General features: G+C 47.5%; 12 protein-coding genes. 8 read left to right on the top strand and 4 right to left on the bottom strand.

Annotated elements, in window-relative coordinates; translation table 11 throughout:
- Positions 1-12 precede the first annotated feature (12 nt).
- The 6 genes from ACV3PA_RS01180 to ACV3PA_RS01155 all read left to right on the top strand — a co-directional run bounded on the left by ACV3PA_RS01180 (position 13) and on the right by ACV3PA_RS01155 (position 6007).
- Positions 13-1200, top strand: a complete 1188-nt coding sequence (locus tag ACV3PA_RS01180) for a DUF2157 domain-containing protein (protein ID WP_456125445.1) — start codon at positions 13-15, stop codon at positions 1198-1200.
- Positions 1197-1640 (top strand): GDYXXLXY domain-containing protein, encoded by a 444-nt coding sequence (locus tag ACV3PA_RS01175; protein WP_456125444.1) that lies wholly within the window; start codon positions 1197-1199, stop codon positions 1638-1640. The genes ACV3PA_RS01180 and ACV3PA_RS01175 overlap by 4 nt, the downstream gene beginning before the upstream one ends.
- Before the next feature lie 372 nt (positions 1641-2012).
- A complete protein-coding gene (locus ACV3PA_RS01170; RefSeq protein WP_456125443.1) occupies positions 2013-2870 on the top strand; it encodes an SAM hydrolase/SAM-dependent halogenase family protein in 858 nt (285 codons plus the stop codon).
- Entirely contained in the window at positions 2867-3418 is a 552-nt protein-coding gene (locus ACV3PA_RS01165; RefSeq protein WP_053452429.1) for an ECF-type riboflavin transporter substrate-binding protein, read from the top strand. The genes ACV3PA_RS01170 and ACV3PA_RS01165 overlap by 4 nt, the downstream gene beginning before the upstream one ends.
- Positions 3419-3488: 70 nt before the next feature.
- Positions 3489-5192, top strand: a complete 1704-nt coding sequence (locus ACV3PA_RS01160) for an ABC transporter ATP-binding protein (protein WP_456125442.1) — start codon at positions 3489-3491, stop codon at positions 5190-5192.
- Complete coding sequence (locus ACV3PA_RS01155) at positions 5183-6007, top strand: energy-coupling factor transporter transmembrane component T family protein (protein ID WP_456125441.1); 825 nt, start codon at positions 5183-5185, stop codon at positions 6005-6007. The genes ACV3PA_RS01160 and ACV3PA_RS01155 overlap by 10 nt, the downstream gene beginning before the upstream one ends.
- Before the next feature lie 61 nt (positions 6008-6068).
- Here ACV3PA_RS01155 and ACV3PA_RS01150 read toward each other — a convergent pair whose 3' ends face one another.
- The 4 genes from ACV3PA_RS01150 to folE2 all read right to left on the bottom strand — a co-directional run bounded on the left by ACV3PA_RS01150 (position 6069) and on the right by folE2 (position 11458).
- A complete protein-coding gene (locus tag ACV3PA_RS01150) occupies positions 6069-7862 on the bottom strand; it encodes a carbon starvation CstA family protein (protein WP_294739492.1) in 1794 nt (597 codons plus the stop codon).
- A 139-nt stretch (positions 7863-8001) separates the two neighbouring features.
- Positions 8002-8697, bottom strand: coding sequence for a LytR/AlgR family response regulator transcription factor (locus tag ACV3PA_RS01145; protein ID WP_456125440.1), 696 nt, complete (start codon positions 8695-8697; stop codon positions 8002-8004).
- On the bottom strand, positions 8678-10444 hold the full coding sequence (locus tag ACV3PA_RS01140) for a LytS/YhcK type 5TM receptor domain-containing protein (RefSeq protein WP_456125439.1): 1767 nt from the start codon (positions 10442-10444) through the stop codon (positions 8678-8680). The genes ACV3PA_RS01145 and ACV3PA_RS01140 overlap by 20 nt, the downstream gene beginning before the upstream one ends.
- Before the next feature lie 108 nt (positions 10445-10552).
- Complete coding sequence (folE2, locus tag ACV3PA_RS01135; RefSeq protein ID WP_456125438.1) at positions 10553-11458, bottom strand: GTP cyclohydrolase FolE2; 906 nt, start codon at positions 11456-11458, stop codon at positions 10553-10555.
- Positions 11459-11786: 328 nt separating this feature from the next.
- Between folE2 and ACV3PA_RS01130 the strand changes: the two genes are divergently transcribed.
- Both ACV3PA_RS01130 and ACV3PA_RS01125 read left to right on the top strand, forming a co-directional pair.
- Positions 11787-12644 carry a TerC family protein gene (locus tag ACV3PA_RS01130; protein ID WP_456125437.1) on the top strand — a complete coding sequence of 286 codons (858 nt, stop codon included), beginning with the start codon at positions 11787-11789 and terminating at the stop codon, positions 12642-12644.
- 164 nt (positions 12645-12808) lie between these two features.
- On the top strand, positions 12809-13573 hold the full coding sequence (locus tag ACV3PA_RS01125; RefSeq protein WP_456125436.1) for a TerC family protein: 765 nt from the start codon (positions 12809-12811) through the stop codon (positions 13571-13573).
- The last annotated feature ends 14 nt before the right edge of the window (positions 13574-13587 follow it).

Genomic DNA, 13587 nt, shown 5'->3' with positions numbered 1-13587 from the left:
GAGGTGGGTACGGTGAAGCAGTTACGCAAGATGCGAGAATGGCAGGATGCAGGTCTTTTGGATGAAGCAACCGTTGAACGAATCGTGAATTACGAAAATCAACGTTCCACGAAACAACGTCTGCCTTTGTTGTTGATCATTGGAGGTACCTTCGTCGTATTGGCTGTATTCAGCTTTTTAGCTGCTAATTGGCAAGCGATGCCGGTCGGTTGGAAAATTGGACTCGTCGTAGTACTCATGTGGAGCTGTTACATCATGGCAGATCTCTCAGAACGTCGCAGTATTCTTCATCCGATTATTTTTCGAATCGGTGGAATCCTAGCATTTGGTGCCTCAATTCTTGTCGTTGTTCAAAGTTTTCATTTGCCGATGGAAGGATCATTACTCGGTTGGTGTGTGTTTGTCGCCGCGTTAGTACATTATGTACTTTGGCGTCATGAAGCATACGGTGTCGTCACCTTTCTTTCCGGGTGGACAATCTTCACGAGTCTCGGGGGCTTTGGTCAGGAGCAGGCGAGTTATCTCGACTGGACGTCGTTTGGTCTTATGGTCATACTTTCGTTCAGCTGGTTTTATTTTAGTCAACGTCTACCATCGCTTTTGTTTAGCTGGTTGTTTCTCTTTTTCAGCGGCTTATCTTTATTTCTGCTCGTATCATATGATGGATTCCTGTGGCCAGTCTGGACGCTATTCTTACTCGTCCCACTGCTCTGGCTTGTTCGTGAGGAATCTAACCGTCGAATCGTTGAGATGATCTACCTGATTGTTGCTGCCATTAGTTCAATCATTTATCTGTCTGTTCGTGCAGAATCAACCGTTGCATTACCTTCCGTGACAGAAGCAGTTTTGCTAGCAATCGTATCCATCGGGTTAGGAATTTTCCTCTATCAAAAACGCCGTTCTTTATTATTCATCGTTCCGCTTGGTTTCGTCGGCGTCCTTTGGCTCGATGAACAGGCGATTCTACTCGCTATCCTCTTTGAATTATCCGCGCTACTTTATCTGTTGTATCAAGAACGCCGTCATGCGGTCGTCTGGCCCGCCTTTCTCTATTTCATTCTTGTTCAAGTCGCAATTTACGTCATCTATGCCTGGAATCGTTTGAACATGTCTTTATTTTTCCTCATCGGTGCGTTGCTTATCTTCCTATTATCCGGTGTCTTATGGTGGTTACGCCGAAAAGGAGGTGTCGCATCATGAAACGTTATCTCATGCCTGTACTTCAAACATGCGTTGTTGGTCTATTGATTATCAGTTTTTTTGCGACTTCCTGGTTCGGGACATCGTATCGTTTTCGGGCAGAGCCGTTTGATCCATTTGATCCTGTTTACGGTGAATACGTGATGCTTCAATATCCAGATTTAAAACCAGATGCAACAGTTCAAAATGGTCGTGTCTATGTCAGTTTCAAGACGGATGCTTCCGGTTATGCTCAAATTGACCGGATTTCGAATGAACGGTTCTTCGGAAGTGTCGCCGGCGATTATTACGATCAATACGTGTCGATTCCACAGTTGACGCAGTATTATGTCGAACAGGGAAGCGGAAAACAATATGAAAAAGCAAAAGCACTTGAAGTCCGAGCGGATGTGTCACCGTGGGGAACAATTCGGACGACGGATTTAAAAATTTCTGAGTAAAAAACCTTGCGTCAAGAATGAAACGGATGTACGATTAATTTAAATTTTCAGACAACTGAATCTGCATGCGTAGATGGGAAGAGTAAAGTGATTAGAAATCGATAGAGAGTCTCTGTTGCTGGAAATGAGACGATTTCGTCATTTGAAGATGGTCCCAGAGCAGTCGGAAGAACGTGAACCGTGTTCATTAGTAGAACCGACCGGTAGGAAGGATACCGTTAGCATTCCATGGAGTCTCGTACTCCTAGAGGTGGCTGAACGCGAGTTGAGCCATGAACGAAGGTGGTACCACGTGATCAGACATCACGTCCTGAGAGATAAGGGCGTGGTGTCTTTTTTGTGGAGACGTTCACGCAGGAGGAGGATGACGAGATGGCAGAGGCATTGGTATTGCAATCAGATTTTGGTGTAAGTGACGGGGCAGTCAGTGCGATGTATGGAGTCGCGCATAGCATCAATCCGGAGATTCGGATTTTTGATTTGACGCATGATATTCCGCCGTTTCACATTTGGGAAGCGTCCTATCGATTACTACAAACGGTACCGTACTGGACGGAGCAAACGGTGTTCGTATCTGTCGTTGATCCGGGTGTCGGGTCGAAGCGAAAGAGTGTCGTCGCACGGACGCATGCCAATCAATACATCATCACACCGGATAACGGAACGTTGACGCACCTTTGGCAAGCTGGATATATTGCCGAAGTTCGCCAACTTGATGATCAGCGCCATCGCCTGCCACGGATGGGTGAATCGTATACGTTTCACGGACGAGATATCTTTGCTTTTACCGGAGCTCGGCTATCAAGTCATGTCATCACGTTCGAAGAGGTGGGACCACTTTTACCGGCTGAGGAACTCGTCTTACTCGACCGTACACCTGCTTCGTCATCAGACACCGGTGTCACGGGAATTGTTGAGATTCTCGACGTCCGTTTCGGAAATGTTTGGACGAACATTCCGGTCGCCCTCGTCCGTCAGGCCGGTCTTGATATCGGGAGTCGAGTCACCGTGACGATTTCATACCGGAACCGGATCGTCTACGAACAAACACTGCTCTTTGGTCATTCGTTTGCGGATGTCCCAGTCGGTTCAGGCGTTGTCTACATCAACTCGCTGGATCAGATTGCGCTCGCCTTGAATCAAGGTTCGTTTGCGCATGCATTTGAAGTTGGAATCGGAAATGATTGGAGTGTTAACGTACAACAAATCAAAGGAGGAGATCGAACATGAAAGGATTTACGACAAAACAGATCGTCGCAACCGGGATCGGAGCAGCTGTATTCATCATTTTAAGTCGATTCGCTGCGATTCCGACGGGCGTACCGAACACGTCAATCGAGACAGCCTATGCGTTTCTCGCATTCATGGCAGTCTTATTTGGACCGGTTACAGCCGGTTTGATCGGTCTGATTGGTCACGGATTAAAAGATGCGATTTTATACGGTTCCCCGTGGTGGAGTTGGGTCATCGTCTCTGGATTCGTCGGTTTTGGAATCGGGTTGATTGCTAACCGGATTCGTTTAGAAGAAGGCGGATTGACGACGCGCAAAATCATCTTATTCAATGCCACACAAGCCATCGTTCAAGCGATCGGCTGGATCATCCTCGCACCAGTACTCGATATCTTGATTTATGCAGAGCCAGCGAACAAAGTCTTTGTTCAAGGGGCTGTTGCCGCGACATCAAATATCTTGACGGTCGGAGTCATCGGCACGTTATTGCTCGTCACATATGCCAAAACAAGAAGTAAAGCAGGCAGCTTAAAACGCGAAGCTTGACCGAATGAGCTATGAACCTGTGCGAAGAGACGACAGGGACATAGCTCATTTAGCTTGGGGGGAGAAGAACATGACAAACGTGATTGAATTTCAGGATTTTTCATTTACATATCGGAGTCAGTCGGAACCGACGCTTCGCCAGATTCAGTTAACGATTCAAGCAGGCGAACGGATCTTAATCGTCGGACCGTCGGGTTCAGGGAAAAGTACGCTCGCCCAGTGCATCAATGGGTTGATTCCGTTCTCGTATCCGGGAACGTGGGAAGGTCAGGTCCTGATCAAAGGTCAGGACGCGCGGGAGTTATCGTTGTTTGATCGTTCGTTGCATATTGGTACGGTGTTACAAGATCCGGATGCGCAGTTCGTCGGTTTATCAGTCGGTGAAGATATTGCCTTTGCGCTCGAAAATAAACAGACAGGGCGACCGGAAATGCAGGAGATCGTCGAACGCGTCGCACGGATGACGGATGTTGAGACACTACTGCAATCACGATTGAATGATTTATCAGGAGGACAGCGACAACGGGCTGCATTAGCTGGGGTCCTCGTCGAAGATGCGGATATCTTGTTATTTGATGAACCCCTCGCAAATCTCGATCCAGTCGCGGGACAAGAGGCAATGTTGTTGATGGATCGTTTGCAGCGTGATACGAATCGAACGTTGATTGTCGTCGAACACCGGATCGAAGATGTTCTTGTCATCCCGTTTGACCGCATCATTGTCATGGTCGATGGGGAAATCATTGCGGACGATCATCCGGATGTTATCTTAAGCAATGGAGTACTTCAACAAGCGATTTTGCGTGAACCGCTCTACGTCAGTGCCGCACGCTGGGCTGGGCTTGCTGTACAATCTTCAGACCAGCCTAGCCGCATCGATCCCTTTTTAAAGCGTTTCAACCAGATGGACGTGTTAGAGCGTTTAGAGGAAGCTCCTCAAAAAGAGACTACAACATCTAATTCATTGCTTGAACTTGAGCAGTTGGCATTTCACTACCGGCAAGGAGAACCGGTGCTTGAGAATGTGACAGCGACTTTTCAAAAAGGAACACTGACGACAATCGTCGGTCAGAATGGTGCAGGAAAATCCACGCTTGCGAAAGTGTTGAGTGGTTATCAACGGGCAACGAGTGGTCGAATCCTACTGAACGGAAATGATATCACGACCCAATCGATCGGAGAGCGGGCAGGGACGATTGGATTCGTCCTACAAAATCCGAATCATATGATTTCAAAACATCTCGTGCAAGAAGAGATTCGCTACGGGATGCAGGCACTCGGATTAAGTGAGGTGGAAGAAAACGAGCGACTCGAGCAGACATTACGTCGTTGCGGATTGTATCCGTTTCGTAATTGGCCGATTCAAGCACTGAGTTTTGGTCAGAAGAAACGGGTGACGATCGCTTCGATTCTCGTCCGACGACCAGATATTTTAATTCTCGATGAACCGACAGCAGGTCAAGATTACCGGCATTATTCAGATATGATGGACTTTTTGGAAGGCTTGAAACAGGACGGGATGACGTTACTCATCATTACACACGACATGCATCTCGTCTTAGAATACAGCGATCAAGTCTGTCTCGTTCAAGCCGGTCGCATTCGTTACGCTGGAACGTCATTTGGACTGCTCAATCAAGAACAGTTGCTTCATCATGCGCATTTAAAACAAACGTCGCTCTTTACGATTGCGAAGCATCTCGAAGTCGATCCGGAACGATTCGTCGAGTCCGTGATTACGACGGAGCGAAAGGAGCGAGAACAATGGCTGTAGAAATGCTTGGTTATATTGAAAAAGCCTCACCGATTCATCGTTTGACGGGAACGACGAAATTGATTGGCTTCCTGTTATTTACGACGGCAACGATGTTCACTTATGACACACGGGTCTTGCTTGTACTGGGGTTAGTCAGTATTGTGTTATTCCGATTGTCGCGTATTCAGTTTCGGGAAGTCCGGTTCGTCTTAATCTTTACAGCGATTTTTGTCCTGGTCAATGCGCTCGCCGTTTATCTCTTTGAACCAGAGCAGGGCGTTGAAATCTACGGATCGCGTCATGTGTTACTTGAAGGGATTGGACGATTTACGGTGACGTCAGAACAATTATTTTATTTGTTCAATCTAATCCTAAAATATAGTGTGATTGTTCCGATTGCTGTCTTATTTCTCGTCACGACCCACCCGACGGAGTTCGCTTCTTCGTTGAACCGGATCGGTATACCCTATAAGATCGCGTTTGCTGTCTCATTAGCGTTACGTTACATCCCGGATGTACAAGCAGACTTTCGGACGATTGCGAACGCTCAGGAAGCGCGGGGAATTGCCGTCTCGCATGGTTTGCTTTGGCAACGGGCACGTAATAGCGTACAGATTTTACTCCCGTTACTGTTTACGAGTCTCGAGCGGATTGAAACGGTCAGCAATGCAATGGATCTTCGTGGATTTGGTGCGGGACGAAAGCGGACGTGGTACAACCAACAGACGATGACACGAATCAATTATGTCGCCATCAGTTGTGTAGTACTTTTGACGATTTTCTCGTTTGTCGTCACCTTTCATGATGGCAATCGATTTTATAATCCGTTTTAAAAACGTTATACGAAAAAGGCAGTGGATGCGTCCACTGCCTTTTGTCATATGATCAATCCGCTTACGCAGATCGTTTTTGATTTTCCCAACGTGGTGAATTCAACAGTTCAATCCATTTCTTGACGGCTGAGATCGTGATGACGATCGCAAGTAGTCCCATCGTTACGGACAAGACCGTATTCAAGATGCTGAACCCTGGAGAATCGGGATTCGCATAGACGTTTGCGACCATCCAGATATCCGCAAACGTTACCGTGATCAGGAGGTAGACGAGCGGAATGAACGTCGTCAGGGCATAGACTTTTTTATCAGCGATTTTCAAGATGATCGTCGTACCGATGATCAAGCCGATCGAAGCCATCAGCTGATTCGATACACCGAACAATGCCCAAATCGAACCGATGTCGCCTGAGAACAAGAGATATCCCCAGAAGAACGTACCGAGCGCTGAGGCGAAGATGGCACCTGGAATCCAGTCGACACGTTTTAAAGGTTTATAGAACTCTCCGAAGAAATCTTGGATCAAGTAACGGGCAACACGTGTCCCTGCATCGATCGCAGTTAGGATGAAGACCGCTTCGAACAGAATGACGAATTGGAAGAAGAAACCGGCAATCTCTTTGAACCATGGGATGGCGCGGAAGATGAACGTCATACCGACGGCGAGTGAAACGGCACCACCCGTTCGACCTGCAAGGTCGAGTCCGATTTCACGCGAGAGCTCATCGAGATAAACTGTGCTCATACCAAGTGTCGCGAATACTTCAGGTGTTGAGTTGATAGCGAAGTAATCCCCTACTTCAAGAGATGTCGCAGCGATCAATGCCATGACGGCAACGAGACATTCGACAAGCATGGCACCAAAAGCAACCGGTTTGATGTCACTCCAACGATTAATCATTTTCGGTGTCGTACCGGAACCCACGAAGGCGTGGAAACCAGAAATCGCACCACAGGCAATCGTGATTGAGATGAACGGCCAGACCGGACCAGCGATGATTGGACCGCCACCATCAACGAACTTCGTGAACGCTGGAAAACGAATATCCGGGTTGATGATGAAGACACCGACGATCAAGGCGAGAAAAACACCGATCTTCATGAAGCTTGATAGATAGTCGCGTGGTGCGAGCAAGAGCCATACAGGCAGTGCCGCAGCGAAGAATGCATAAATCGGTAGAGCGATTGCAAGCTGGCGAGATGACAGGTCGAACCAGTCACCGATGAATGTTTCCGTCAACTGAGGACCAAAACCAATCGCAGCTAAGATGAGTAGAAAACCGACTGTTGAAGCAAGGGCTAGATTACCACCTTTACGTAAGTAAATCCCAACGAGCATCGCGATCGGAATCGTCGAGAAGACAGCAAATGTGCCCCATGGATTGTGTTCAAGCGCATGCAAGACGACCATTGATAGACCCGCCATCGTGATCGTAATGATGAAGAGCATCGCGAGACCAGCACAAAAGCCTGCGACTGGACCAAGTTCCTTTTTAGCGACTTCAGATAACGATTGACCATCTTGGCGCATCGAGGCAAACAGGACGACCATATCATGGACCGCTCCCCCGATGACGGCACCGATCAAGAGCCACAGTAAGCCGGGTAGGTAGCCGAACTGAGCAGCAAGGACAGGTCCGACGAGTGGACCAGCAGCAGCGATTGCCGCAAAGTGGTGTCCAAATGAGACCCATTTGTTTGTTGGTACGTAATCTTTTCCGTCCGCTAGTTTATGAGCAGGCGTTTCACGATCATCTTTGATTTTTAAGACTTTCGCAGCCATGAACGTACCGTAGAGACGATATGCAATTAATAAGATACAGATGACAGCAATAACGATGGGAGTAGCGCTCATCTAAAATTCCTCCTCTTGAATGAACTATGATGGAATTAGTATACAAGTTGTGGAAGCGCTTTCTTTATTTTTTAGATAAGTCGTCGTTTTTGTCCGACGAAAGGTTGAAAACGGAACCTGAACTACAAAAAAGAAGCGCTCAAATACCAAGCGCTTCTTTCAATAGTTTGACATACGTCCGGCTGACCGGCACGTCGATCTGATGAATCTTTAAGTTGTAGGCACCGTTGAACCAAGGTTCGATCGCATCAATTGCCGATAAATTCACGAGATACGAGCGATGAACCCGTAAAAACCGATGATCTTGAAGCTTTCGTTCGAGTTCCAGTAAGGTCTCATTCGAAGGATAGGCGTCATGTTCCGTCACGATTTTCGTCTTCCCGTTTTCAGCGACGATGTAATCAATATCTTGTGGAGACAATAGTTTGAGTCGCTCGCCGGTCTCGACTGCTAATCGTTCGATCCGGGGTGCTTTTTTCGGCATTGGACGCGCGACTTTTTCAATAGCACGAACAATTCGTGCCGGATCATATGGTTTTAAGATGTAATCGTAAGCGTTGAGTTCAAAAGCCTCAAGTGCATGAGCGTCGTATGCTGTCACAAACAATAAAGCAGGTGGACGCGGCATCGACTTCAAGCGTTTAGCGACTTCAAGACCACTTCCATCCGTCAGTTCGATATCGAGAAAGACTAAATCGGGTTGAAGGGATCGAACGAGTCGTTCCGCTTCTTCGACACTGCCAGTTTCCCCGACGACGTCAAGACCGGCTGCGGTCACGTGATAACGGAGCTCATCACGTGCGAGCGGTTCATCTTCAATCAATAAGGTGCGCATGCTGGATCTCCTTTCTGACTTCAATCGGGAGACGAATCGCAATCGTCGTCCCAGTTTGACCGTCACTCGTAATCGTAAACTGTCCTTTTTCACCATACAGGCTACGAATCCGTTCTGCGGTATTAAATAATGCGGTACCGGTACCAGTGGACGGAACGACTTCTCGACCGAGCCGAGCAAGGCGAGAGGCTTCAATTCCGCGTCCATTATCGACGACTTCGAGGCAAAGTTGATTTGCCTCACACCATGCCGTCACACCGACATATCCTGTCTGTTCATTTGAAAAAGCATGAAGGAATGCGTTCTCAATCAATGGTTGTAAGATGAACGGTGGGACGAGTAAGGACGTCGTCTCTTCTGCTAAATCGATATCGAGGAACGGACGGTTGGGAAAACGGGCTGCTTCAAGAGAAGTGTATGCTTCAATGTGCTCGAGTTCCTTTTGGAGCGGGATTTTCGTCGAACGTGCTCCTTGTAAGTTACTGCGGAAGAAGGTCGATAATTCGAGCAATAACGTGCGGGCCTGTTCAACATCTGTCCGGCACAGCGCATAAATCGTATTGATGGCATTAAACAGGAAATGTGGATGAATCTGCGCTTCAAGTGCCCGAATCTCGGCATCCTTCAGTAAACCAGCTTGACGTTCAGCATTACCGAGTGCCAGTTGTGTCGAGAACAGTTTCGCTAGTCCTTCGATTAGTTCGACTTCGACAGCATCAAGCGATTCAGCATGCGGATAGTAGACTTTTAACGTCCCAATCGTCGTTTCCCCGACAATCAATGGGGCAATGATTCCTGCTTGGAGTGGACAATCCTGTACAGGGCAGCCGATGTCATGTTGTTCCGTGACGAGTCGGACTTGCCCGTCCTGTAAGACATGCTCGGTCGGTTTCGTTGTCCAATGACTACCCGCTTGATGATGATCGCTCCCGATACCGATATGGGCAAGAATAACGGATTGATCCGTTAACGAGACGGCTTCCGCTCGTGTTTGTTGCAACAGAATCTCTGCAACGGCTTCAGCTGTGTGGATATGTAGACCACGTGTCAGGTGAGGAAGTGTCAAATCGGCGATGTGGAGAGAACGTTCCGCCTCTCGTGCGCGAACCGTTTCTTCTTCTCGCGCAGCAAGGCGGATGATCGATAAAAACAACCAGACACCAAGGACGTTGATCAGTGTCATTGGTAAAAAGATGAATTGAACAAGTTCAACGGCCGCATCAAAGGGACGGGCGAATAGTAAAATCAATGACATTTCAAAGAGCATCAAGAAGGCGGTCAGACAAACCGGCAATAAGGCTTGGCTCCCGAGTCGATCGCGCCAGTAAGGGCGAAGTAATCCACTGACGCCACCGGCGATGACGGTCGAAAGCGCACAAGCAAATGCTGTAAAGCCGCCGAGGGAATAACGATGAATTCCGACAATCAGTCCGGTCATCAATCCACCAAGCGGACCAGCAAGTAGTCCGCTGATGACGACGATCATCGTTCGCGTATTCGCAATCGCCGAAGTCCCATTGACTTCTTCAAGCCAGGCATGTGGCAAGAATTCAGCTAAGTTGACTTTGACTCCTGTATAGTTACTTAAAATGCCATATGTCGCAAAAAATAGGACAAGCACACGAAATTGCCAACCTGCTTCCGGTTGACGCAGTAGCCGACGTGTCGGTCCCCACTGAGCGAGGATGAACGCCAAGATGATCATGATACCGAGTCGTTCGAGTAAAAAAGGAATCAATTCCAACATGTGCATTCCTCCATTCGAGTTAAGTGTAAACGCTCGCAAAACGGAGAGCAATGCCGGTACACAAAAAAGCCGTACTCGCTCAATGAAGAGGGAGTACGGCAAACTTGATTATTGTGCGTCTTTATCGAACGTGATGCGTGCAATCGCATCGTGTTGGTGAATCGTTTCTTCGTTACGGCATTCGACGTAGAACGAAGCGATTGGATCCATTTCGTACAGATCCGCAGCAATCAAGCGAACCATATCTTCTACGAAACGTGGATTTTCATATGCCATCTCTGTCACGCGTTTTTCATCCGGACGTTTGAGAACCGGGTGAAGTGGTGCCGAGGCATTTGATTCCGCAGCATCAAGCAATGATTGTTTCCAGTCAAAGTCTTCTGCTTCGTCACGTAACGATGCTTCCATAGTGACGTAACCACGTTGGTTGTGGGCGCTGTACTCACTGATTTCTTTCGAACATGGGCAAAGTGTCGTGACATTGATCGTCAAACCGACAGACAATGTCGCTTCGTTTGTCTCTGTGTTGACGCTGACCGTTTGCCATACTTCGGCATTCATCAAACCGCTAAGACCTGTTGCAGGTGCTTTACGTGTGAAGAACCATGGATAACGGATCGTCAATTGACCTTCCGTTTGTTCCATGCGGTCCGCTAAGTCACGCGCAAATTGAATAAGTGACTCATTCGTGACCGTCCAACCTTCGTTATGGTATTGATCAAGTTGTTCCGTTAAGCGGCTCATATTGATCCCTTTACGGTCTTGGACGAGTGATGTTGATAGTTCAAACGTCGCAACTGTCGCTTGTGTTTGGTCCCCGTCTTGAATGACGACAGGATGTTTGACGTTTGAGATGCCGACAGCATCAAGTGCGAACAGGAAGTTCTTCGGTGTATTTTGCAAGTCGACCATCTTATCTTTTTCAGTCGGTTTTGTTCCTTTGATTGGTGGTACCGATCCGAACAGCTTATGGCGCTCTTCTTTCGTTGGTAACGTAATCGGGTAGGTAGACATATTCATTGGCCCCTTTGTCCTTTTGTAGTGTTTCAATAGTAATAACATGACAGGAATGCTAGAGACGAGCAAGTCTGATGATTCCGCAAATGTGTTTCATCGTTTCATCGCTAGAAGTATTGTCTTGAATTTTATCATGAACGTCCGATAAACGAAACTCGCACGACTCAATATCGACAGTTTCCATCTTTATAGGAATAACTTACTTGCAATCGGGTATATTATCCTATAGTATATGTTCAGGTGAACGTGTAATCGTTGTTTTTTTGTCATAGTCAATAATTGAAATTTTTTATTTTACAGGTAGTTAGAGAAAGGGATGACAGAGATGGATTGGCAGTTACTAATACAGTATGCCTGGGTCGTACTCGTCTTGATCGCGCTTGAAGGATTACTTTCAGCGGATAATGCACTCGTACTCGCGGTCATGGTCAAGCACTTACCAGGAGAACAACAAAAGAAAGCACTCTTTTATGGATTAGCTGGAGCATTCGTCTTACGATTCGCAGCATTATTCGCGATTTCGTTCCTCGTCGATATTTGGCAAATCCAAGCACTCGGAGCGGCCTACTTGCTCATCATGGGATTACGGCATATTTATAAGACCGCCAAAGCGAGGAAACTTGGTGAGAACCATGGTGCTGAAAACGAGCTCGATGCAGAACCGAAGTCGGAAGAGCCCGTTTCTAAAGGTGAATTCTGGCGGACAGTCGCGAAGATTGAATTCGCTGACTTAGCATTTGCTGTCGATTCGATTCTTGCTGCCGTTGCTTTAGCAGTCGCACTTCCGAACTGGGGAGCAGGCGAAATCGGTGGTTTGAACACAGGTCACTTCATCGTCATCTTAACGGGTGGTTTGATGGGGGTTGTCCTCATGCGTTTCGCGGCACGTGTCTTCGTGAAGTTGCTCGCAGAGCGTCCAGGTCTTGAGACAGCAGCCTTTGCAATCGTTGCTTGGGTTGGTGTGAAACTAGCCGTTCTTGCGCTCGAACACCCGAAATACCACGCATCAATCGAAGGAACAATCTTTGAAGCCTTAAAACTTCCTGAAGGATTCGCCCACAGTACACCGTGGCAGGCATTCTTCTGGACAGTCATGGTCGGTCTCGCACTTTGGGGGTGGTTCTCTTCACCAAAAACGAAACCAAATCCAGATGCTGAAAAGAAAGTTGATCAAAACTTATAAGAAATGGAACGATCCGTCGATGACGGGTCGTTTTTTTGTGTTAGCTTTTCTTAAACAATGGGAATAAAACACAAGGTTAAGCACTTGAGTCGAGCTTTCATCTTTTTCTTTCCGATTGACCGGCATATAATAAATAGACTGAACAAAAAAGGGGATTCGTTAGTATGGATATTGGATTAATTACACAGTATGCGACCGTCGGGCTCGTACTGATTATTTTGCAAGGGTTACTATCTGCCGACAATGCGATGGTCATGGCGGTCCTAGTCCGACCGTTACCGGACGATCAGCGCAAAAAAGCACTTTTCTATGGTCTCGTCGGAGCACTCGTCTTACGTTTCGTGGCAATCTTCTTTGCTTCGTACCTAGCGACGATTTGGGAACTTCAAGCACTCGGAGCGATATACCTCTTTTACGTTGCGTTTAAAGGAATCGTCGAGGCACGATCGAATAAACACCAAGTACCGGATTCAATCGCGTCACAAAAAGCCTCACCAAATTTTTGGTGGACAGTCGTTAAAGTCGAGTTCTCCGATTTAGCGTTTGCGGTTGACTCGACGCTTGCAGCTGTCGCGATGGCAACGACATTACCGATGATTGGTGGAACGATCGGTGGTCTGAATACAGGACAATTCTGGGTCGTTTTCTTCAGTGGGATCATCGGTCTCGTCATCATGCGTTACTTCGCAAGCTGGTTCGTCGTCTTATTACAAAAACGACCTGGCATCGAAGAAGCAGCGTTTTGGCTTGTCGCGTGGGTTGGTGTAAAACTCGTCGTCATGACACTTGCGCATCCTTCGATCGACGTCTTGCCGCATGAGTTTCCAGAGAGTACACTATGGCAAACGATCTTCTGGGTCGTGCTTGCCCTGATTTTAATCATTGGTTGGTTCCGTAGTGGGAACAGTTCAACCAAATCAGCAAAATAATACAATGGCGGGCA

This window comes from Exiguobacterium sp. EA-TM-5 (genome assembly GCF_053878415.1).
The sequence above is the reverse complement of the archived record's forward strand: the minus strand, read 5'-3'. Positions and strand labels throughout refer to the sequence as shown.

Coding starts and splice junctions, on each gene's coding strand:
- ACV3PA_RS01165 (WP_053452429.1), top strand. CDS start 2,867: ATGAAAGGATTTACGACAAAACAGATCGTCGCAACCGGGATCGGAGCA.
- ACV3PA_RS01155 (WP_456125441.1), top strand. CDS start 5,183: ATGGCTGTAGAAATGCTTGGTTATATTGAAAAAGCCTCACCGATTCAT.
- ACV3PA_RS01170 (WP_456125443.1), top strand. CDS start 2,013: ATGGCAGAGGCATTGGTATTGCAATCAGATTTTGGTGTAAGTGACGGG.
- ACV3PA_RS01140 (WP_456125439.1), bottom strand. CDS start 10,444: ATGTTGGAATTGATTCCTTTTTTACTCGAACGACTCGGTATCATGATC.
- ACV3PA_RS01150 (WP_294739492.1), bottom strand. CDS start 7,862: ATGAGCGCTACTCCCATCGTTATTGCTGTCATCTGTATCTTATTAATT.
- folE2 (WP_456125438.1), bottom strand. CDS start 11,458: ATGTCTACCTACCCGATTACGTTACCAACGAAAGAAGAGCGCCATAAG.
- ACV3PA_RS01125 (WP_456125436.1), top strand. CDS start 12,809: ATGGATATTGGATTAATTACACAGTATGCGACCGTCGGGCTCGTACTG.
- ACV3PA_RS01175 (WP_456125444.1), top strand. CDS start 1,197: ATGAAACGTTATCTCATGCCTGTACTTCAAACATGCGTTGTTGGTCTA.
- ACV3PA_RS01130 (WP_456125437.1), top strand. CDS start 11,787: ATGGATTGGCAGTTACTAATACAGTATGCCTGGGTCGTACTCGTCTTG.
- ACV3PA_RS01145 (WP_456125440.1), bottom strand. CDS start 8,697: ATGCGCACCTTATTGATTGAAGATGAACCGCTCGCACGTGATGAGCTC.
- ACV3PA_RS01160 (WP_456125442.1), top strand. CDS start 3,489: ATGACAAACGTGATTGAATTTCAGGATTTTTCATTTACATATCGGAGT.